The following is a 21325-nucleotide window of genomic DNA, read 5'->3' on the forward strand; positions in this document are numbered from 1 at the left end:
CGTTTCTGGTCTTCTCTGTTTTGAAAATACCCATGCAACAACGAAGCCCGGGCGAAGGCCGGGAATCGAGCACCGAGCTCAGAGCGGCCAGAACAGCGGAATCGTCAGGCAGGCGACAATGCCGCAGATGATGTCCAGAGGCACGCCGACCTTGACAAAATCGCTGAACCGGTAGCCGCCGGGGCCGTAGACCATCAGATGCGTCTGGTAGCCGATGGGGGTGGCGAAGGCGACGGTGGCCGAGAACATCACCGCCACCACATAGGCGCGCGGATCGTGGCCCAGCGATTTCGCCAGCGCGATGGCCACCGGGGTCAAGAGCACCGCGACGGCGTTGTTCGACAGCACCTCGGTCATGACGAGGCCGAGGAAATAGACCGCAATCAGGGTGGCGAAGGGCGGCAGGCCGCGCAGGTGGGGCGCCACGGCATCCACCACCAGATTGACCGTGCCGGTGTGCTCCAGCGCCTCGCCCACCGCCAGCATGGCGAAGATCATCGCCAGCAGCCGGGCATCGACAAACGAGAACGCTTCCTCGGCATCAACGCAGCGGGTGATCAGGATGATCGCCGAGGCGATGAAGGCCAGCGCCATGATCGGCGCCACGTCCAGCGCCGCCAGCGACACCACCGACAGAAGGCAGAGGATGGCGATGGGCGCGCGCTCGCGGCGGAACGGCCGGGCCGAGGGGCGCGAGACGTCGACCAACTCCATGTCGGCGGCCAGCCGGGCGATATCCTCGGGCGCGCCTTCCAGAAGCAGCGTGTCGCCGACCTGCACCACCAGGTCGTCGAGCTGGCGGCCGATGTTCTGGCTGCGGCGATGCGCGGCCAGGACATAGACCCCGTATCGGCGGCGCAGGCGCATGTCGCCCAGCCGGCGCCCGACCAGCCGCGCGCCGGGCGAGATCAGCACCTCGACGGTCTCGGTGGCGACCGAGCTGAGCTTGTCCACCATCTGGAAATTCTTGTTGGCCTGCATCTCCAGCAGATCGGCCATTTCCGAGCGCAGCACCACGCGGTCACCCGGCTCCAGCGCCACCTCGGCCAGGTTGCGGCGCAGCGAGGCATCGCCGCGCAGCACGTCGATCACCCGCACCGCGTCGCGCTTGAAGATCGGCGCGGTCAGCACCGGCTGGCCGACCAGGCTGGATTCCTCGGGGATGGCCACCTCGGTGAAGTATTTCATCTCGCGCCGGGTGCCGAGGAAGCCGGCCAGCGAGGTGCGGTCGGGCAGAAGCCGCCAGCCGATGGTGGCGAAATAGGCGATGCCCGCCAGCGTGATGGCGATGCCGACCGGGGCGATCTCGAAGATGGTGAAGGGCACCATGCCCTGCTCGCGCGCCACGCCGTCGACCAGCAGGTTGGTCGAGGTGCCGATCAGCGTCATCATCCCGCCCAGGATGGTGAAATAGCTCAGCGGCATCAGCAGCTTCGAGGGCGAGAACCCCAGCCGCAGCGCCAGCTGGATGAAGATGGGGATCATGACCGCCACCACCGGCGTGTTGTTCATGATCGCCGAGGCCAGGATCACGAACAGGAACAGCGCGCCGATGGTGAAGCGCGGATGGCTGGCCGCCCGCGCGGTCACGAGGCGGGACATGATTTCCAGGGCACCGGTCCGCAGAAGTCCGCCCATGATCAGGAACATGAAGGCGATGGTCCAGGGCGCCGAGTTCGACAGCACCCCGGCCGCGTCCTTGATCGGCAGAAGGCCCAGCAGCATCATCACCGCGGCGGTGCCGATGGCCACGACTTCGGGCGGATGCTTTTCGCGAATGAACTCGATGAACATGATGGTCACGATGATCAGCATCGCGAATGCCGCATTGGTTCCGGTCAGTTCAAAGCCCAGCATGCAATCCCGTCCCGTGCGCCGCTAAATCACGGCCTGTTCGATGGGTCATAGAATTATTTTCCCCCGCGTCGCAAGCAAAAGCGGGGGCCATGGCCGGTTCAGGCGGGAAGCTGCGTCGGGGCCAGCCGGCCGCCCCGGCGCAGCGGCTCGACCGCCACCGCCTTGCCGGTGCGATCGTCGGTCGTGACCAGCACGCCCGACAGCGTGGCCTCGCCCTCGGCGGGGGTGAAGCGTTCCTGGGCCATGCCGGTCAGGAAGCGGCGCAGCGGCTCGGCCTTCTCCATGCCGATCACGCTGTCGTAGTCGCCGCACATGCCGGCATCGGTCTGGTAGGCGGTGCCGCGGTTCAGGATCGTCGCATCGGCGGTGGGCACATGGGTATGGGTGCCGACGACCAGGCTGGCGCGGCCGTCGCACCAATGGCCCATCGCCATCTTCTCGCTCGTCGCCTCGGCATGGATGTCCACCACGCTGGCCTGCACCAGCCCCCCCAGCGGATGGGCGCGCAGCACCGCGTCGATGGCCGAGAACGGGTCGTCGAAGGGCCGCTTCATGAAGACCTGGCCCAGCACCTGCGCCACCAGAACCTTGCGGCCGCGCGTCGCCTCGAAAACCCGGGCGCCGTGGCCGGGTGCGACCTTGGAATAGTTCAGCGGCCGGATGATGCGCGGTTCGGTCTCGATATAGGACAGCATCTCCTTCTGGTCGAAGGCATGGTCGCCCAGCGTGATGCAGTCGGCGCCGGCATCGAGGATCAGCTTGGCATGCCCTCCGGTCAGGCCCATGCCGCCGCTGGCATTCTCGCCGTTCACGATGGTGAAATCGACGCCCAGTTGCTGCTTCAGGGGCGCAAGCCCCTCTGCAATCGCGCGCCGGCCCGCGCGTCCCATCACATCGCCAAGATACAGAATCCGCATGGGGCAGCGTTAGGCGAAAGCGGGCGCGCGCTCAAGCCCCGGCGGGGGGCCCGGGCGGCCTTATCCCAGCCATGCGCCAAGCGCCGCGCCCGCCAGCGCGACCATGGCGCCAAGCGCGATGCCCGCGGCGAATCCCGGGCGTCTCCGCGTCTGGGCCGGCGGCGGCGGCTCGCGCAGGAGTTCGGGCATGCGGCGTTCCAGGAATTCCGGCAGGAGCGGCGCGAAGCGCCCCAGCACCTGCGCGGCCCGGGTCAGGTCGCGCACCGCGGCGCGCGGCCCGAGATTGTCGCGGATATAGCTTTCCACCACCGGCCGGGCGACCTGCCACATGTTGATCTGCGGGTCGAGCGAGCGCGCCACGCCCTCGACCACCACCATGGTGCGCTGCAGCAGGATCAATTCGGTCCGCGTCGCCATGCCGAAGCGTTCGGTGACCTCGAACAGATAGGCCAGCAGGTTGGCCATCGAGATCCGGCTGGCATCGGCGCCGAAGATCGGCTCGCCCACGGCACGCAGCGCGCGGGCGAATTCCTTGATGTCGCGGTCGCGGGGCACGTAGCCCGCCTCGAAATGCACCCGCGCCACGCGCTCGTAGTCGCGGCGGATGAAGCCCATCAGGATCTCGGCATAGACGCGGCGGGTATATTCGTCGATCTCGCCCATGATGCCGAAATCGTAGATGACGATGTCGCCGTTCGCCGCCACCTTCAGATTGCCCTGATGCATGTCGGCGTGGAAATAGCCGTCGCGCAGCGCATGGCGCAGGAACAGCTGCAGCACCCGCGCGCCGATGGTCGGCAGGTCGTGTCCCGCCGCCCGCAGCGCGGCGATATCGCCCATCGGCACGCCCTCGGCCCAATCGGTGGTCAGCACCCGCCGGGCGCTGAGATGCCAATAGGGGGCGGGCACCGCCATGCCCTCGTCGCCCGCGGTGTTCTCGGCGAATTCCGAGGCCGAGGCGGCTTCGAGCCGCAGGTCCAGCTCTCCGGTCACCACCGATTCGAAATGCGCCACCACGTCGCGCGGCCGCAGCCGGCGGGTGGCCGGCGACAGCCGCTCGATCATGCCGGCGGCGAAGTGGAAGGCGTCGATGTCGCGGCGGAAGGCGGATTCGATCCCCGGGCGCAGCACCTTGACCGCGACCTCGCGGCCATTGTCGGCGCGGCGCGCACGATGCACCTGGGCGATGGAGGCGGCGGCCACCGGTTCGGAGAACTCGCTGAACAGCGTCTCGACCGGGCGGCCCAGCTCGGCCGCGACGGTGCGCAGCGCCTGGTCCTGCGGAAAGGGCGCCAGCCGGTCCTGCAGCATCGAAAGCTGGTCGGCCAGGTCCACCCCCACCACGTCCGGCCGGGTCGAGAGGATCTGGCCGAATTTCACATAGGCCGGCCCCAGCGCGGTGATGGCGCGGGTGACGGGCGGCAGGGCCGGGTCGCCCTTGTAGCCCAGCCAGGCGAAGGGCCAGCCCAGGATGCGGGCGGCGATGCGGATGCGGGCCGGCGCATCCGCCGCGTCCAGCGCCACCTTCATCGCGCCGGTGCGCTCGAAGGTGGCGCCGGTGCGGATCAGGCGCCAGATATTGTGAGGACCGCGCATGTCAGAGCTTCCAGCCGGAATGCAGCGCGGCGATGCCCATGGAGAGGTTGCGCCATTGCACGCGGCCGAAGCCCGCCTCGCGGATCATGGTGGCGAAGGTTTCCTGATCGGGGAACTTGCGGATCGATTCGACCAGATACTGATAGCTGTCGCGGTCGTTCGCGACGATCTGGCCCATGACCGGGATCACGTTGAAGGAATAGCGGTCGTAGAGCCATTGCAGCATCGGCACCGGCATCTGGCTGAATTCCAGCACCATCAGCCGGCCGCCGGGGCGCAGGACGCGCCGCGCCTCGGCCAGGGCATCGGGGATGCGGGTGACGTTGCGGATGCCGAAGCTGATCGTATAGCGGTCGAAGCTGTCATCGGCGAAAGGCAGCTGCATGGCGTCGCCGGTGACCCAGGCGAGCCGGTCGGCGAGCTTGCCGGCCTCGGCCCGCTTCCTGCCCTCGACCAGCATCGACTCGGTCATGTCGCAGACGGTGACGCGGGCGCCCGGCGCGCGGTCCAGGAAGCGGAAGGCGATGTCGCCGGTGCCGCCCGCCACGTCCAGCAGGTGCTGGCCGTCGCGCGGCGCCAGCCAGTCCATCATCGCGGTCTTCCAGATGCGGTGAATGCCGGCGCTCATCAGGTCGTTCATCACGTCATAGCGCGAGGCGACGCGAGAGAAGACGCCATGGACCAGCCCGGCCTTGTCCGCCTCGGCCACGGTGCGAAAGCCGAAATGGGTTTCCCCGTTGCTGTTGCCGCGCTCGTCAGAGGTCATATCGCTTGTCCATCCGTCGTTTCGCGCCCAGATAGTCCGAAAGCGCGCCGCGCGCCATAGCTGGGACGCGGGCCGCACCATGCGACGAACGGGAAGAAAATGCCAGAACTGCCAGAGGTCGAAACCGTCCGACGCGGCCTTCAGCCGCATCTTGAGGGGCGGGTGATCGCCCGCGCCGAAGCCCGCCGCCCCGACCTGCGCCGGCCCCTGCCGCCCGATCTGGTGCAGGTTCTGACCGGGGCGCGGGTGACGCGCCTGCTGCGACGCTCGAAATACATCCTGGCCGAGCTGGAGGATCGCGGCAGCCTGCTTCTGCATCTGGGCATGTCGGGGCGGATGCTGATCGAGGGGAAAAGCCAGGGCGAGTTTCACCGCGACCCGGCGATCCTGCCGCGCCATGACCATGTCGTGTTCTGGACCGACCAGGGCACGCGCATCACCTTCAACGACGCGCGGCGATTCGGCATGGTCGATCTGGTGGCGCCGGGGGCGACGCATCCGCTGCTGGCGCATCTGGGGCCCGAGCCGCTGTCGGAGGCCTTCACCGCCGAGGCGCTGGGACGCGCCTTCGCCGGGCGGCGCATGCCGGTCAAGGCGGCGCTGCTCGACCAGCGAATCGTGGCCGGGCTGGGCAATATCTACGTCTCCGAGGCGCTCTACCGCGCCGGCATCGACCCCCGCCGGCTGGCCGGGGCGGTCGCGGCGCCCGAGCTGGCGGCGCTGGTCGGCCATGTCCGCGCCGTGCTGGAGGAGGCGATCGCGGCCGGCGGCTCGTCCCTGCGCGACCACCGGCAGGCGACGGGCGAGCTGGGCTATTTCCAGCACTCCTTCCGCGTCTACGACCGCGAGGGGGCGCCCTGCCCCAGGCCGGGCTGCGCGGGCACGGTCCAGCGCATCGTGCAATCGGGCCGGTCGAGCTATTTCTGCCCGCTCTGCCAGCAGTGAAGCGGCCCCTGGCCGCTGCCTCCGGCGGGGGTATTTGGACAACAGAGAAGCGCGCTGGCCTTGCGGTCGCGCTTTTGTTACGAGTCGCGGTCAGCTTGTTTGCGAAAGGCTAGGAGTCGATGGCTTACCAGACCCTCACCGTCGAGATCGACGATTATGTGGCGCTGATCCGGCTGAACCGGCCCGAGGCGCTGAACGCCCTCAACTCGCAGCTCCTGGGAGAGCTGGGCGATGCACTGGCCGAGGCCGACCGGAACGAGAAGGTGCGCTGCATCGTGCTGACCGGCAGCGAAAAGGCCTTCGCCGCCGGCGCCGACATCAAGGAGATGTCGGCCAAGAGTTTCGTCGATGTCTATACCGAGGACCTGTTCGGCGCCGAGATCGACCGCATCACCGCCACCCGCAAGCCGATCGTCGCCGCCGTCTCGGGCTATGCGCTGGGGGGCGGCTGCGAGCTGGCCATGGCCTGCGACTTCATTCTCTGCGCCGACAACGCCAAGTTCGGCCAGCCCGAGATCAACCTCGGGGTGATGGCCGGCATCGGCGGCACCCAGCGCCTGACCCGCTTCGTCGGCAAATCGAAATCGATGGAGATGCATCTGACCGGGCGCTTCATGGATGCGGCCGAGGCCGAACGCTCGGGCCTGGTCAGCCGCGTGGTGCCGGCGGCCAGGCTGATCCCCGAGGCGCTGGCGGCGGCGAAGAAGATCGCCGAAAAGAGCCAGATCGCCGTGCTGGCCGCCAAGGAGGCGGTGAACCGCGCCTATGAGACCACGCTGCGCGAGGGCATCCTGTTCGAGCGCCGCAGCTTCCAGGCGCTGTTCGCCACCGAGGACCAGAAGGAGGGCATGGCCGCTTTCCTGGAGAAGCGCGAGCCGCAGTTCCGCGACCGCTGATTTCGCTTGGCATTCGGCCCGGGGCGCTGTATAGGCCCGGGCTTACATGCGCGTGGGCCCGCTTAAGGCAAGAATCATGACCGTCCGGCAAGGGACGGGGCCGTGGGGCTTTTGCGTAATCGAAATACGAGAAAGAGAATAGGACCCATGGCCAACACGCCCCAGTCGAAGAAGCGCGCCCGCCAGATCGAGCGCCGCACCGCCGTCAACAAGGCCCGCCGCTCGCGCATCCGCACCTTCCTGCGCAAGGTCGAGGAAGCCATCGCCAGCGGCAATGCCGAAGCCGCCCGCGAAGCCCTGCAGAGCGCCCAGCCCGAACTGATGCGCGGCGTGACCAAGGGCGTCGTCCACAAGAACACCGCCGCGCGCAAGATCTCGCGCCTCTCGGCCCGGGTGAAGGCGCTGGCCACCGCCTGATCGGCTGCGGCATTTGTGCAACTATCAGTGGAATTGCCTAGGGGCGCGATCCATCGGAACGCGCCCTTTCGCATGAGGAAGCCCCGGGTTTTCCCACATTTTCCAGCCTGTTGGCGACCACCCCGCCATGCCCGCGAAGCGGCGAGATTCGATCCGGCAAAGTGACTGTCAAGCGCGAAGATCGGTTGCTGGCCGGCTGCGGTTCTTGCTAGCTTGTTTTCTGCGATTCACCGTCGCGCCTGGGGGACATGCTCTGAACCGTCGGCTTTGCCGCCGACAGGCAGGGTGGCAGCAGGATCAGACAGATCCGCTACCGATAATGCGCAAAGCCGGCTGCCACCGGCCTGCGCTGCGTGTCTGAAAGTTTCGGCCGCAGGACGGCCCGCACACCGCCTTGGCGGCGCGGGCTTTCTGTTGCCGAAACTTCATGCGTTCAGGCCGCGGCACCGAATCGCCTCACGCCGGAAAATCCCGGCGGCATGTGGGGACAAGAGACGGAACTGGGCGAGATGGACAGACTTTGGGGGCAGGCGCGTGAAGAACTTCAGAAGATCGTCGGAGCGGACAGTTTCTCCACCTGGATCGAGCCCCTGCGCCTGACCGGCGTCGCGGACGGCACCGCCACCATCGCCTGCCCGACCCGCTTCCTGTCCGACTGGGTCTCGCGCCATTACAGCGACGATATCCTCAAGGTGCTGGACCGCATGGGCGGCCCCGTGCAGCGCCTGAGCTTCGAGACCCGCAGCCAGACCGCCCGCCAGGCCGCCGCGCCCGCCGTCAAGCGCCCCGCCGCCCCGCGCCCCTCGGGCGAAGAGGACCTGGCCGCGCCGCTGGACAGCCGTTTCACCTTCGAGAATTTCGTGGTCGGCAAGCCGAACGAGCTGGCCCATGCCGCCGCCCGCCGGGTGGCCGAGGGCGGGCCGGTGACCTTCAACCCGCTGTTCCTCTATGGCGGCGTCGGCCTGGGCAAGACCCACCTGATGCATGCCATCGCCCGCGAGATCCAGATGCGCCAGCCCGAGGCGCGGGTGCTCTATCTCTCGGCCGAACAGTTCATGTATCGCTTCGTCCAGGCGCTGCGCGACCGCACGGTGATGGATTTCAAGGAACTGTTCCGCACCGTCTCGGTGCTGATGGTCGATGACGTGCAGTTCATCGCCGGCAAGGAATCCACGCAGGAGGAATTCTTCCACACCTTCAACACCCTGGTCGATCAGGGCAAGCAGATCGTCATCTCGGCCGACCGCGCGCCGGGCGAGATCAAGGACATGGAGGAGCGCATCAAGTCCCGCCTGCAATGCGGGCTGGTGGTGGACCTGCACCCGACCGATTACGAGCTGCGCCTGGGCATCCTGCAAAGCAAGACCGACAGCTTCCGCGTGCAATATCCCGGGCTGCTGATCGCGCCGGGCGTGCTGGAATTCCTGGCGCACCGCATCACCTCGAATGTCCGGGTGCTGGAAGGCGCGTTGCAGCGGCTCTTCGCCTTCGCCAGCCTGATGGGCCGCGAGATCACGCTGGACATGACGCAAGAATGCCTGGCCGACATCCTGCGCGCCAACGACCGCAAGGTTTCCATCGAGGAGATCCAGCGCAAGGTGGCCGAGCATTACAACATCCGCCTGGCCGACATGATCGGGCCCAAGCGCGTGCGCACCGTCGCCCGGCCGCGGCAGATCGCCATGTATCTGTCCAAGCAGATGACCTCGCGCAGCCTGCCCGAGATCGGGCGGCGTTTCGGCGGCCGCGACCACACCACCATCATGCATGGGGTGAAGAAGATCGAGGAGCTGCGCAGCGCCGACCGCGGCCTGGCGGAAGACATCGACCTGCTGCGCCGCCTTCTGGAAGCCTGAACGCATGCGCTTGACCTTGCGCGGGAATGTGCCAAATTGGCGCCCCGCGCCAGACCGGCATGAGACCAGAAGGACATGAGGGTGGACCTATGAAATTTTCGATTGAACGCGCCGATCTGGTCAAGGCCGTTTCCCAGGCCCAGTCCGTCGTCGAACGCCGCAACACCATTCCGATCCTGGCCAATGTGCTGATCGAGGCTACGCCCGAAGGCGTCAGCTTCCGCGCCACCGACCTGGATACCGAGATCGTGGACCGCGCGCATGCGCAGGTCGAGCGGCCCGGCGCCACCACCGTCTCGGCCGGGATGCTCAACGACATCGCCCGCAAGCTGCCGGACGGCGCGCTGGTGCAGCTCAGCCTCGACGCTGCCTCGCAGCGGCTGTCGGTGCAGGCCGGGCGCTCGAATTTCAGCCTGGCGACGCTGCCGCGCGAGGATTTTCCGGTCATGTCCTCGTCGGAATATTCGGCGAATTTCTCGGCCCCCGCCGTGGTGCTGCGCCGGCTGTTCGACAAGTCGAAATTCGCCATCTCGAACGAGGAAACCCGCTATTACCTGAACGGCGTCTACATGCATGTCGCGCAGGGCGAGGACGGCCCGACCCTGCGCTGCGTCGCCACCGACGGCCACCGGCTGGCGCGGATCGACGCGCCGCTGCCCTCGGGCGCCGAAGAGATGCCGGGCGTGATCGTGCCGCGCAAGACCGTGGCCGAACTGCGCAAGCTGCTGGACGACGACGAGGCCGAGATCGCGGTTTCGGTCAGCGAAACCAAGGTGCGCTTTGCCACGCCCACCATCACCCTGACCTCGAAGGTGATCGACGGCACCTTCCCGGATTACAGCCGCGTGATCCCCTCGGCCAATGCCCGCAAGCTGGAAGTCGATGCCGGCGATTTCGCCAAGGCCGTCGACCGGGTGGCCACCGTCAGCAGCGAGCGTTCGCGGGCCGTCAAGCTGTCCCTGGACGAGGACCGGCTGGTCCTGTCGGTGAACGCCCCCGATGCCGGCGCGGCCGACGAGGAGCTGCCGGTGGCCTATGCCGACGATCCGCTGGAGATCGGCTTCAACGCCAAATACCTGCACGAGATCGCCAGCCAGATCGAGCGCGAGAATGCGGTCTTCCTGTTCAACGGCTCGGGCGACGCGGCGCTGATCCGCGAAGGCGGCGACACCAGCGCGGTCTATGTCGTCATGCCGATGCGCGTGTGACGCTGACCCGGCTGCACCTGACCCAGTTCCGCAGCTGGGCCAGGCTGGAGATCGAGGCCGACCGCCGCCCCGTCGCCATCCACGGCCCGAACGGGGCGGGCAAGACCAATATCCTGGAAGCCATCTCGATGCTGTCGCCCGGCCGCGGCATGCGCGGCGCCGCGCCCGGCGACCAGGCCCGCAAGGGCCCGGATGTCGGCTGGCAGATCCGCGCCCGGATCGGCAAGCGTGAGGTCCTGACCCGCGCCCTGCCCGGCGAGCGGCGCGAGGTCGTGATCGACGACAGGCCCGCGACGCAGATCGCGCTTGGCGGGCTGATGCGGCTGATCTGGCTGACCCCGGCCATGGACCGGCTGTGGACCGACGCGCCGGAACAGCGGCGGCGCTTTCTCGACCGCGTGACGCTGAGCTTCACCCCCGGCCATGCCGAAGATGCGCTGGCCTATGACAAGGCCATGCGCGAGCGCAACCGGCTGCTCAAGGACGAGATCCGCGACCCCGGCTGGTATCGCGCGCTGGAGGCGCAGATGGCCGAGACCGGCTCGGCGGTGACGCGCAACCGGCTGGACGCCATCGCCCGGATCATGGCGGCGCAGGACGGGGCCGGCACCGCCTTTCCCTCGGCCAGCCTGACCCTGCTGCCCGGCGAGGGTTTTGCCTGCGATCCCGATCCCGACAGCATCGCCGCCCGGCTGGCCGAGGGCCGCAGCCGCGACATAGCCGCCGGCCGCACCCTGACCGGCCCGCATCGCGCCGACCTGGGCGCGCATTGGGGGCCGCATTCCATGCCCGCGGCGCTGTCCTCGACCGGCGAGCAGAAGGCGCTGCTTCTGTCGCTGGTCCTCGCCAATGCCCGGGCGCTGGAGGGCGAAACTCCGGTGCTGCTGCTTGACGAAGTGGCGGCGCATCTGGACGCCGAGCGCCGCGCCGCGCTTTACGACGAGATCTGCGCGCTTGGCGCCCAGAGCTGGCTGACCGGCACCGGGCCGGAACTGTTCGAGGCGCTGCACGGCCGGGCGCAATTCCTGGCGATCGAGCGGCAGGGTGAGACTTCGACCCTCGCAATGGGTATTTGAGGAGCAAAGAAGCCGGTTTCACGTCGATTTGAGTATTTGGGAAACGGTGAAGCTCAGGGGTCGAGCATCAAGTCCACCCGTTCGAACCGGCTCACGTCGATGATGCCGAGATCCGAGATCCGCAGTTCCGGGATCACCACCAGCGCCAGCAGCGAATGCTGCATATAGGCGTTGTTGAGCGTGCAGCCGCAATCCTGCATCGCCTTGACGATGGCCTGCGCGGCCTCGGCCACCTCCTCGGCCGGGCGGTCGGACATCAGCCCGGCGATGGGCAGCGGCACGGTCGCCAGTTCCTCGCCGTCGCGGAACACGGTGACGCCGCCGCCGATCCCGCCCAGGTGGTTCGCGGCCGCCGCCATGCTGTCGCGATCCGTGCCGACGACGATCATGTGGTGGCTGTCATGCGCCACGGTCGAGGCGACCGCCATCCGGCCCCGGTAGCCGAAGCCCGAGACGAAGCCGTTCACCACGCCGCCCGTCGCCCGGTGCCGTTCGACCAGGGCGATGTGGCAGGTGTCGCCCTGCCCCTCGATCACGCCGTCGCGGATCGGCAGCTCGGCGGTCAGCGCACGGGTCGGCGCCTGGTTCTCGACCACGCCGATGACGCGGACGCGGGCGCTGGCGCCGGTGGCGCGGACCTCGAAATCCGGGGCGGCGAGGCGCTTGCCCAGATGCACCGAGTTGCGCGCCGCTTCGGGCCAGGCGATGCGCGGGCAATCGACCAGCAGCCTGCCGGCTTCCGCCACCAGCCGGCCCTGGGCGATCACCGCCTCGATGGGCAGGGTCCGCAGCTCCGAGGTCAGGATCACATCCGCCCGCCGGCCCGGGGTGATGCTGCCCAACTCGCGTTCCAGCCCGAAATGCTGCGCCGCATTGATGGTCGCCATCTGGATCGCCACCAGCGGATCGCAGCCGCAGTCGATGGCGTGGCGCACCACCCGGTTCATGTGGCCCTCATGGACCAGCGTGCCGGAATGGCTGTCATCGGTGCAGAGGATGAAGAAGCGCGGATCGAGCCCCTTTTCGGTGATCGCGGTGATCTGGCTTGCCACGTCATACCAGGCCGAGCCGAGGCGCATCATGCAGCCCATGCCCTGCCGCACGCGGGCGATGCCCTGCGCCTCGGTCGTGGTCTCGTGGTCGTCGTTGGCACCGCCGGCGACATAGGCGTGGAAGGGCCGGCCGAGGTCGGGGCTGGCGTAATGCCCGCCCACCGTCTTGCCGGCGGCGCGGGTCGCCGCGATCTCGGCCAGCATCTGCGGGTCGCCCGCGGCCACCCCGGGAAAGTTCATCATCTCGCCCAGGCCGACGATGCCGTCCCAGCCCATGGCCTGCGCCACCTCGCCCTCGGTAATCGGCTGGCCGGTGGTTTCCAGCCCCGGCGCCGAGGGCGCGCAGCTGGGCATCTGCGTGAACATGCTGATCGGCTGGAGCAGCGATTCGTCGCGCATCAGCCGCACGCCCTCCAGCCCCAGCACATTGGCGATCTCGTGCGGGTCGTGGAAGATCGTCGTGGTGCCGTGCGGGATCACCGCCGCCGCGAAGCCGGCAGGCGTCAGCATCCCCGATTCGACATGCATATGCGCATCGATCAGGCCCGGGACCATGAAACGGCCCGCGGCCTCGATCACCTGCGTATCGGGGCCGATCGAGGGTCCGGCATCGGGGCCGACATAGGCCACCCGGCCATCGGCCACCGCCAGGTCGATCCCCGGGATCACCTCGCGCGCATGGACATTGACCCATTGCCCGCCCCGGATCACCAGATCGGCCGGGGCGCGCCCCGCCGCCACCTCGACCAGCCGGGCCTGCGATTGGATCCACGGTTTCAACATGCCTGCCTCCTTGTTCATCGCCCCCAGATTGCGGCAGGGTGGCGCGGAAGGAAAGGCGGCGCGATGGAATGGAGCGGCGAGGCCAGCGTGATGGCGCAGCAAAGGCACGGCGAAAGCGCCGTGATCCTGACCGTGCTGACGCGCGACGCGGGGCTGATCCGCGGCCTCGTTCCCGGCGGGGCCAGCACCAAGCGCGCCGCCATGCTGCAACCGGGCAACCGGATCAGCCTGCGCTGGCGGGCGCGGCTGGAGGAGCAGCTGGGCACCTTCGCCGTCGAACCGGCGCGGGCGCGGCCGGGGCTGCTGGGGGGCGCCGATGCGCTGGCCGGGGTGAACGCGGTCACGGCGCTGCTGACCTATGCCCTGCCCGAGCGCGACCCGCATCCGCGCCTGGCCGACGCGACCGAGGCGCTGCTGGACCTGATGGATGCGGGCGGGAACTGGGCCGAGGCCTATCTGCGCTGGGAGATGCGGCTTCTGGACGAGCTGGGCTTCGGCCTCGACCTGGCCAGCTGCGCGGTGACCGGCTCGCGCGAGGGGCTGGCCTATGTCAGCCCGCGCTCGGGCCGGGCGGTTTCGGCCCAGGCGGCGGGGGAATGGGCGCCGCGGCTGCTGCCCTTGCCGGCCATGCTGGGCGGGCGCGGCAATGGCGGCATCGAGGATGCGCTGGCCCTGACCGGGCATTTCCTGCGATCGCGGCTGGCCGAGGCGCATGCGGGCAAGCCCTTGCCGTCCGCCCGCGCCCGGCTGGTCGCCCGGCTTATCGCGTCGCCGCCCGCCAGCGGATGGTGACGCCGGGACCGGTCATCACCAGTTCGCCGCCCTCGCGCCTTGCCTCGCGCACCGCGCCGAGCGCCTGGAAGAAGGCGTGTTCGCCCCCCTCCTGCAGGCAGGCGCGGCGGGTGGTGGCCAGCGCGCCCAGGTCCAGCGCCGGCAATGCGGCCTTGTTGCGGCCGGTGAACAGGTTGCAGGGCCCCTGCCCCGAGACCGTGCCATCCTCGGCGATATGCAGGCTGGGCGTGCCCGAGACCTCGAGGCCCTCCACCGCGATCAGCGTGTATGCGCCGGGGATCGGCGCCGCCGCCTCGGAATCCGGCATGCAGCCAGCCAGCGTCAGGACCAGGGCCAGGGCCAGGATTGGCATTCGCATCGCTTGCCCTCCTCGGGTCGGGTCATTCCTTGCGATAGCCCGGCTCGTAGGTCAGATAGGTCGGCCCCTTGATGGTCAGCACGCCGCCCTCGTAGGTGATGCCATTGGCCGCCGACAGCGCCTGGAAGTAGCGCGATTCCAGCCGTCCGGCCAGCCCGCTGCAGCCCATCTGGGACGTGGTCAGCGGCCCAAGCGCGAAGGCCGGCGGCTCGGCGTTCTGCTTGGCCGAGTAATGGTTGCAGGGCGCCTGACCCGAGATCGAGCCGTCCGCCTCGATGGTCATGCCGACATTGCGCTGCGGCACGGTATCGGAACCGATGCCGACCAGCACATAGGGGCCGGTCGGGATATTGGCGCCGGGCGTGTCCGAGGCGGTCGAGGTCGGCTCGCAGGCGGCAAGGCCGAGCGTGGCGGCAATTGCCGCCGAAATCATCGGGATGCGGGTCATGGGCAGCTCCGTTCTGTTCTCTTGCCGCCATAATGCCCTAACGCCCCCCGCTGTCCAGCCGGGCCCGGTATTTCCTCCTGCCCCAGTAACCTGCATGCAATAGCTGCGCTCTGCCCCACGGTTTACCCCGGCGCAACGCCATGGCCGCCATGGACCCGCGGCCCCTTCCCGGCCGCCCCCTTCGCGCCCGCGAGCGGCGACCGCCGGCTTGACGCCCCGCCCGGCATCGGACAGGTTGCGCCTGCCTCCGGGCGAATGCGCAAGGCAAGGGATGCACAAGAGTTTCAGCGAATTGATGCGGCGCCGGCGCTCGGTCCGGGCCTATCGCGACGAGCCGGTCCCGCGCGCCACGGTCGAGGAGATCTGCCGCCTCGCCCGCACCGCGCCCAGCGGGGCGAACCTGCAGCCCGGGCGCTTTCACGTCCTGACCGGAACCGCGCTTGCCGATCTGGTGCGCGGCCTTCAGGCGGCCATCGATGCCGGCCTGCCCGAGACGGCGGAATATTCCTATTTCCCCGACCCCATGCCCGCGACGCTGAAAGCGCGGCAGCGGGCGGCGGGCTATGCGCTTTACCAGGCGCTGGGGATCGCGCGGCGCGATCTGGAGGGGCGCCGCCAGCAGTTCCGGCGCAACTATGCCTTTTTCGGCGCGCCGGTGGGCGTGGTGGTGACCATCGACCGGGCCATGGGCAAGGGCTGCTTCATGGACCTGGGGATGAGCCTGATGGGCTTCCTGCTGGCCGCCGAGGCGCAGGGGCTGGGGGCGACCGGCATCGGCGCGCTGGCCAATTACGGCCCCACCATCCACCGCCTGCTGGACCTGCCCGGGGACGAGATGGTGGTCTGCGGCATCGCCTTGGGCTGGCCGGACCCGGAGGCGCCCGAGAACCGCCTGCGCACCGGGCGCGAGGACCTGCCGGCCTATACCAGCTTCCGCGGCTTCTAGCCCGGCGGCATCCACGGCCCGGCGGGCGCGCTTTGGAGCAGGCCGCCGATCGCCCGCAAGAACCCGCGCCGGGGCGCGACATCCTCTGTCCGGGCAGGCATGGCCTGCAGGGCGGCGTCGACCGGCGCCGACCCGGTTCCTCGGCCATCCGTCGGGCGTTTCCCGAACCGAGGTCCCGGCCCGCCTTGGCTTCGGCCTAGTCCAGCCGCTCCAGCACCGCGGCGCTGCCCAGCCCGCCGGCGGCGGCGATGGCGGCAAGGCCGCGCTGGCCGGGGCGGTCCAGCTCGTGCACCAGCCGCACCAGATTGATCGCGCCCGAGGCGCCGATGGGATGGCCGCGCGCCAGCGCGCCGCCGCCGCGATTGATCGCGGCCTCGGGCAGGCCGGCCAGCCGGGCGCAGGCGATGGCCTGCACGGCGAAGGCCTCCATCAGCTCGACGGCCGAAAGGGCCTCGGGCTTCAGCTCGGCCGCATCCAGCACCGCGCGGATCGCGGGGACCGGTGCCAGCCCGGGCAGCTCGGGATCGGCGCCCAGCGTCGTCCCCGCCAGAATGCGCAGCCGCGGCGCCGCCAGCCGCCGCGCCACGGCCCCCGAGACCAGCAGGCAGAACCCCGCGCCATCGGCCGCCGCGGCGGTATTGGCGGCGGTGACGCTGCCCGCCAGCACCGGCGCGCGGGCGCAGGTGCGCAGGGTCATGCGCCGCGCGAAGGGGTCGGCGCCGATGTCCGCCAGCGGCGTGATCTCGGCCCGCATCCGGTCCTGCGCGGCCAATGCGCGGGCATGGCTGGCGACGGTCCAGGCGTCCTGTTCCGCCCGCCCGATGCCCAGCCGCAGCGCGATGGCCTCGGCCGCCTCGGCCATGTCCGGGTCGCGGTCCGGCCAGGGCGTGAAGGGCGGCTGGTCATAGGCCACGGGCGGGCCGCCGGCCGGATCGCTGCGCAGCCGCAGCGGCCGGCGCGAATAGCTTTCCGCGCCGCCGGCGAGGACGACCTGATGCCGGCCGGCGCGGATCAGCGCCTCGGCCAGCAGCACCGCATCCATGCCGCCGCAGCATTGCCGGTCGATGGAAAGCCCCGCCACCCGCTCGGGCAGCCCCGCCGCCAGCGCCGCGACGCGGGCCGGATTGCCGCCCGCCCCCAGAGCGTTGCCCAGCACCAGTTCGTCGACATCGCCGGGCGCCAGTCCGGCATCGCGCAGCAGGTCGCGGATCACCGGGGCGGCAAGCTGGTGGACCTCCAGCGCCCGGAACGCGCCGCCGCGCGGCACCACCGGGCTGCGCCGGGCCGCGACGATGAAGGCCTCGCTCATGGCGGGGCGCCGACCAGCCGGGCCAGGGCCGCGAGATCCGGCTTGTCCGACCCCAGCAGCGGCAGGCGCGGCAGAAACAGGATGCGGCGCGGGGCGGCGTGATCGCCCAGCCCGTCCCGGCAGGCGCGGCGCAGCCGGGCGGCCAGAGCCTCGTCCTCGGCGCCTTCGACCACGGCGACGACGGCATGGCCGCGCCGCGCATCGGGAACCGCCAGCGCCGCGCAGAGCCCGGCGCCCGCCGCCGCCAGGGCGGCCTCGACATCCTCAAGGAACAGGTTCTGGTCGGCCACCGTCACCATGCGGCTTTCCCGGCCGCGCAGGAACAGGCTGCCCCGCGCGTCCAGCCGGCCGATATCGCCGGTGAACAGGTAGCCGCCGCGGCGCGGCGGCGGCGGCAGGTCGGGCTCGGCATAGCCCTCGCACAGATAGGGGCTGGCGACGCCGATCCGGCCCTCGTCATCCAGCCGCAGCCGCACCCCGGGATAGGCGCGGCCGACCGAGCCCTCGGGCGTGCCGGCATCGGCGATGGTGATGAAGCTGGTCTCGGAGGCGCCGTAGAATTCGCGGATCGCGGCGTTCGGGCACAGTGCCGCCATCCCCGCCCGGCAGGCCGCGTCCAGCTTGCCGCCGCCGCAGAACACATGCGTCAGCGCCGGCAGCCCGCCCGGCCCCGCCGCCAGCAGCAGCCGCCGCAACTGGCTGGGCGTGGCGTAAAGCACCGTCACGCCCGCCTCGGCCAGCTGCCGGACCTGGCTGCGCGGACCGTCCCCGGCCAGAACCAGCAGCCCTGCGCCCAGATGCAGCGCCTCCAGCGCGGCGTAAAGCGCCAGCGAATGGCCAAGCTGGCCCAGAACGGCATAGCGGTCGCCGGCCGACAGGCCGAAGGCGGCGCGGTTGACCTCGAAGCTGGCGATCCATGAGCCATGGCTGCGCCGGATGGTCTTGACCCGCCCGCCCGAGCCCGAGCTCTGGCAGCAGAGCATCGGCGCGGGTGCGGGACCGGCAGGGCGGATGCCCGTCAGGCTCGCATGGATCGGCAGGCCGCGCGCCAGACAGTCGAGCAGCGCGGCGACCGCCGCCGCATTCTGCCCGCGCGCCCCGCAGCCCAGCACCGCGCCCGGCCGGGCGGCGACAAAGCCCTGGCCCGCCGCCCCGGTCACAGCCGCGTCTGGGCCCCGTCGGCGTCGGCGCGATGCCAGGCCAGCGTCTGCGGCCGCACCCGGGCCAGCGCCTGCACCAGCATGCCGGTGATCGCCGCCTTCAGAAGATCGCCGGGGATGAAGACCGCGACCAGCCCGAAGGCCTCGGCCAGGCCCTTGCCGCTGACGACGGCCAGCCCGGCCGCGCCGAGCACATAGAGCACCAGGATGCCGCCGAAGACCGCGCCCAGCCCCGCCGCAAGCCCGGCCGAGCGCAGCCGGACATGTTCGACGAACAGCCCGGTGGCGAAGGCCGCGACCGGAAAGCCCAGTGCGAAGCCCGCCGTGGGCGAGACGAAGACGCCAAGGCCCCCGCGGCCCCCGGCCAGCAGCGGCAGGCCAAGCGCGACCAGCAGCAGGAACAGCCCCGCCGCCGCCGCGCCGCGCCGCGCACCCAGCACCGCGCCGGCCAGCATGACGCCCAGCGTCTGCGCGGTGATCGGCACGCCGAAACCCAGGGTGATCTGCGGCACCAGCCCCAACGCCGCGATCATCGCGGCGAAAAGCGCGATCTGCGCGATATTGCGTTCCATGCGGTTACTCCGATCCTGAGGGTCCAAGGGCGCCGCCCCGCGCCCGCAAAGCTTCGCCGACATGATCGGCGTCGTCCAGTGCCTGCAGGGTCAGCGGCAGGATCAGCCGCCAGCCCGGCCGGCGACGGGAGCGGGCGCGCCACGCCTCGGCCAGCGTCTCGGCGCGCAAGACGAGGACGGGCGTGAAGCGGATCACCAGCGGCACGGCGATCTCCAGCGCCCCGGTCGGCAGGCCCATCCGGCGCAGCGGCGCGGTCAGGCGGCGGATCAGCGCCACCAGATCCTCGAGCGGCGTGGTCATGGTGACCAGATTGGCCAGGGCGACCAGCGTGACCATGCGCAGGGTGATCAGCAGGCCCTGGCGCATGTCGCCAGTCAGCGCGTGCCATGCCAGCAGGATGACGACAAAGGGCAGCACGACGCGCAGGCTGCCCAGACCGGCGCGCAGGAAGACCGGCCCCGGCGCGGCGTAAAGCGCCAGCACCGCCGCCAGCGCCCCGGCATGGACGGCAAGGCCCGGGACCAGAAACAGCCCGGTCGAGGCCAGGCACAGCGCCCCCAGCTTCAGCCCCGCGGGCCAGCGATGGGCGCGGGCCTCAACCGGCGAGGTCAGCGATATCATCGAGGTCCCCCAGCCGGATCATCTCGGCGGTGAAGTCGGGCAGCACCGCGGCGGGTGCGCCCTGCGCGACGATGCGGCCGCGATCCAGCCAGAACAGCTCGTCGCAGCCTTCCAGATCGCCCGGCTCGTGCGAGATGTGCAAAAGCCGCGTTTCCGCCCGGTGCAGATAGCGGCCGAGCTGGCGCCGGGTCGGGATGTCGAGCCCGGCATAGGGTTCGTCCAGGATCAGCAGGCGCGGCCGCATGGCCAGCACCGCCATCATGCAGACCAGATGCTTCTGTCCCTGCGACAGGGCCGAAACCGGCGCGTCCCGCCAATGCGGCTTGTCGAAAGACCGCAGCACCGCCTCGACCCTTGCCCCCGCCTGCGCCTTGTCCAGCCCCTGCTGGCGCAGCCCGAAGGCGATCTCTTCGGCGACGCGGGGGAAGATGATCTGGTGCTCGGGGTTCTGGAACAGGATGCCGACGGTCCGCAGCGCCGCGCGGCGGTCGCGGCAGAGGTCGTGGCCGCCGACGCGGACCTGCCCGCTGGTCGGCGCCAGCAACCCGGCAAGCAGCCGCGCCAGCGTGCTCTTGCCCGAGCCGTTCCGGCCCACCACGCCGATGCGCCGGGCCGAGGAATGCAGCGTCACCCCCGAAAGCACCGGACGCCCGCCGGCCTCGTAGCCCAGGTCGTCCAGCCGGATGGCGAAATCGGCGTTGTCGTTCTGCGATCCCTGCATCCCGGGGTGTTTCTCTTGCTGCATCGGCGGGCGGAAGGTCCCGGGCCCGTTTAAGCGCAAACGCCCGGCCAGAGAAGCCCCGATGCAGGATCTGGGGCAGCCTCCGCCCGGCATGCGCGCCCGCCCCTTTGCGGTTCATGCAGCGGACCGGACGGGAACCCTGCGCCGGCGACCGGCCTTACCCGGGCGCACCTTTCCGCCCGGGGCCTGCATGTCCAGCGCCGCCAGCATCTCGCACTCGACGGTGCATCTGACCGAATCGGGCGGCAGGGCGTTGGGCGCCGTGCCGAAAGGGTCCTCGATCTGATGGCCGAGCGCGCCTTTTTCACCGTCGTCCAGATGCCCCCGGCAAGCCATAGGCCATGCCGATGCACAGATGAACCGCCAGCGCCGTAGGCAGCGCCATCCGGCGGTTGAAGCCGACCCGGGCGACCCGAAAGGGTCCTCCTGCTCAGTCCACTTGCCTTGCAATGCGGTCCATGTCCTCCCCTCCCATGGGAAAGCCGTTCCTTTCGGGTGCCTGCCATCCGCATCTTGCGAGACCTGGAGGTATCTGATCGGAGCCAAGCCCCGGAATGGTCGGAACGGGACGAGCCCAGCATTCCGGCAGTCCGGGCGGTCCGGGGCCGGGTCCGCATTGCCGATGATCTGCGCCCTCTCCTCTGGCGGGCGGGAACAACGCGCCAAATTATTCCATTGATTTCAATAGAAAATTTGCCCGCGCAGCCTGCCATTCTGTCCGGCGCGCCGCAGCCGGGGCGCCGTCTCGGCACCGATCCGGCCGGCGGCGCGGGCCGCATGCGCCGCGGCCCGGCCGGCGGAAGCGCCTGTGCGCGCGGGATTTTCTTGACGCCGTCCCGGTTCAGCAGGCAGGTTTGGCAAAAGCGCATGGCGCTCGCCTTCCCGGGCTTCCCATCCGGTCGGGGCTGTCACCGGGGGACCTTGGGGATCGGCAATATGTCAGACCTGTTTTCAATCCTTTGCCCAAAGCGGCCGGCTGCGTTTCTGCCGCTGCGGCGCGCCCGAGA

20 protein-coding genes are annotated in these 21325 nt (G+C 70.0%); 8 read left to right on the plus strand and 12 right to left on the minus strand.

The features are described 5' to 3' along the window. Positions 1-78: 78 nt before the first annotated feature. From PARJ55_RS0109810 to ubiE, 4 genes are all read right to left on the minus strand, one after another. Positions 79-1857 (minus strand): SLC13 family permease, encoded by a 1779-nt coding sequence (locus PARJ55_RS0109810; protein ID WP_028712873.1) that lies wholly within the window; start codon positions 1855-1857, stop codon positions 79-81. 98 nt (positions 1858-1955) lie between these two features. After that, on the minus strand, positions 1956-2774 hold the full coding sequence (locus tag PARJ55_RS0109815; RefSeq protein ID WP_028712874.1) for a TIGR00282 family metallophosphoesterase: 819 nt from the start codon (positions 2772-2774) through the stop codon (positions 1956-1958). A 60-nt stretch (positions 2775-2834) separates the two neighbouring features. Then, positions 2835-4370, minus strand: coding sequence for a 2-polyprenylphenol 6-hydroxylase (gene ubiB / locus PARJ55_RS0109820; protein WP_028712875.1), 1536 nt, complete (start codon positions 4368-4370; stop codon positions 2835-2837). A gap of 1 nt (position 4371) precedes the next feature. Further along, positions 4372-5136: a bifunctional demethylmenaquinone methyltransferase/2-methoxy-6-polyprenyl-1,4-benzoquinol methylase UbiE gene (ubiE, locus tag PARJ55_RS0109825; RefSeq protein WP_028712876.1), complete on the minus strand. Its 765-nt coding sequence runs from the start codon at positions 5134-5136 to the stop codon at positions 4372-4374. A gap of 99 nt (positions 5137-5235) precedes the next feature. Between ubiE and mutM the strand changes: the two genes are divergently transcribed. The 6 genes from mutM (at position 5236) to recF (ending at position 11534) form a co-directional block, all read left to right on the plus strand. Further along, the gene (mutM, locus tag PARJ55_RS0109830) at positions 5236-6081 is read left to right on the plus strand and encodes a bifunctional DNA-formamidopyrimidine glycosylase/DNA-(apurinic or apyrimidinic site) lyase (protein WP_028712877.1); all 846 of its coding nucleotides are present in this window, start codon (positions 5236-5238) and stop codon (positions 6079-6081) included. Positions 6082-6200: 119 nt separating this feature from the next. Continuing rightward, a complete protein-coding gene (locus PARJ55_RS0109835) occupies positions 6201-6977 on the plus strand; it encodes an enoyl-CoA hydratase (protein WP_028712878.1) in 777 nt (258 codons plus the stop codon). Between the two features lie 147 nt (positions 6978-7124). Next, complete coding sequence (gene rpsT / locus PARJ55_RS0109840) at positions 7125-7394, plus strand: 30S ribosomal protein S20 (protein WP_028712879.1); 270 nt, start codon at positions 7125-7127, stop codon at positions 7392-7394. A gap of 509 nt (positions 7395-7903) precedes the next feature. Next, positions 7904-9250 (plus strand): chromosomal replication initiator protein DnaA, encoded by a 1347-nt coding sequence (gene dnaA / locus PARJ55_RS0109845; protein ID WP_028712880.1) that lies wholly within the window; start codon positions 7904-7906, stop codon positions 9248-9250. An 89-nt stretch (positions 9251-9339) separates the two neighbouring features. Next, positions 9340-10458, plus strand: coding sequence for a DNA polymerase III subunit beta (dnaN, locus tag PARJ55_RS0109850; protein WP_028712881.1), 1119 nt, complete (start codon positions 9340-9342; stop codon positions 10456-10458). Further along, positions 10455-11534 (plus strand): DNA replication/repair protein RecF, encoded by a 1080-nt coding sequence (gene recF / locus PARJ55_RS0109855; protein WP_028712882.1) that lies wholly within the window; start codon positions 10455-10457, stop codon positions 11532-11534. The genes dnaN and recF overlap by 4 nt, the downstream gene beginning before the upstream one ends. 53 nt (positions 11535-11587) lie before the next feature. Here recF and ade read toward each other — a convergent pair whose 3' ends face one another. Next, the gene (gene ade, locus PARJ55_RS0109860; protein WP_028712883.1) at positions 11588-13369 is read right to left on the minus strand and encodes an adenine deaminase; all 1782 of its coding nucleotides are present in this window, start codon (positions 13367-13369) and stop codon (positions 11588-11590) included. 63 nt (positions 13370-13432) lie between these two features. On the opposite strand from ade, the gene recO reads away from it, so the two are divergent. Then, positions 13433-14161 carry a DNA repair protein RecO gene (gene recO, locus PARJ55_RS0109865; RefSeq protein WP_028712884.1) on the plus strand — a complete coding sequence of 243 codons (729 nt, stop codon included), beginning with the start codon at positions 13433-13435 and terminating at the stop codon, positions 14159-14161. On the opposite strand, the gene PARJ55_RS0109870 is transcribed toward recO, so the two are convergent. After that, positions 14130-14519, minus strand: coding sequence for an META domain-containing protein (locus PARJ55_RS0109870; protein ID WP_232215689.1), 390 nt, complete (start codon positions 14517-14519; stop codon positions 14130-14132). The genes recO and PARJ55_RS0109870 overlap by 32 nt on opposite strands. 22 nt (positions 14520-14541) lie before the next feature. After that, positions 14542-14967, minus strand: a complete 426-nt coding sequence (locus PARJ55_RS0109875; protein WP_028712886.1) for an META domain-containing protein — start codon at positions 14965-14967, stop codon at positions 14542-14544. 271 nt (positions 14968-15238) lie between these two features. Between PARJ55_RS0109875 and PARJ55_RS0109880 the strand changes: the two genes are divergently transcribed. After that, entirely contained in the window at positions 15239-15913 is a 675-nt protein-coding gene (locus PARJ55_RS0109880; RefSeq protein WP_028712887.1) for a nitroreductase, read from the plus strand. A gap of 196 nt (positions 15914-16109) precedes the next feature. Here the strand turns inward: PARJ55_RS0109880 and PARJ55_RS0109885 are convergent, their stop codons facing one another. From PARJ55_RS0109885 to PARJ55_RS0109905, 5 genes are read right to left on the minus strand one after another with little or no spacing between them, the layout of a single operon-like run. Beyond that, positions 16110-17222 (minus strand): thiolase family protein, encoded by a 1113-nt coding sequence (locus PARJ55_RS0109885; RefSeq protein WP_028712888.1) that lies wholly within the window; start codon positions 17220-17222, stop codon positions 16110-16112. Next, a complete protein-coding gene (locus PARJ55_RS0109890) occupies positions 17219-18382 on the minus strand; it encodes an AMP-binding protein (protein WP_028712889.1) in 1164 nt (387 codons plus the stop codon). The genes PARJ55_RS0109885 and PARJ55_RS0109890 overlap by 4 nt, the downstream gene beginning before the upstream one ends. Next, positions 18379-18954: a biotin transporter BioY gene (locus PARJ55_RS0109895; RefSeq protein ID WP_028712890.1), complete on the minus strand. Its 576-nt coding sequence runs from the start codon at positions 18952-18954 to the stop codon at positions 18379-18381. The genes PARJ55_RS0109890 and PARJ55_RS0109895 overlap by 4 nt, the downstream gene beginning before the upstream one ends. A 4-nt stretch (positions 18955-18958) precedes the next feature. Then, entirely contained in the window at positions 18959-19576 is a 618-nt protein-coding gene (locus PARJ55_RS0109900; protein WP_028712891.1) for an energy-coupling factor transporter transmembrane protein EcfT, read from the minus strand. Beyond that, positions 19551-20297, minus strand: a complete 747-nt coding sequence (locus PARJ55_RS0109905) for an energy-coupling factor ABC transporter ATP-binding protein (protein ID WP_036697517.1) — start codon at positions 20295-20297, stop codon at positions 19551-19553. Before PARJ55_RS0109905 ends, PARJ55_RS0109900 begins: the two co-directional genes overlap by 26 nt. Positions 20298-21325 lie beyond the last annotated feature (1028 nt).

The organism is Paracoccus sp. J55, from assembly GCF_000513975.1.
Taxonomy (GTDB): Bacteria; Pseudomonadota; Alphaproteobacteria; order Rhodobacterales; family Rhodobacteraceae; genus Paracoccus.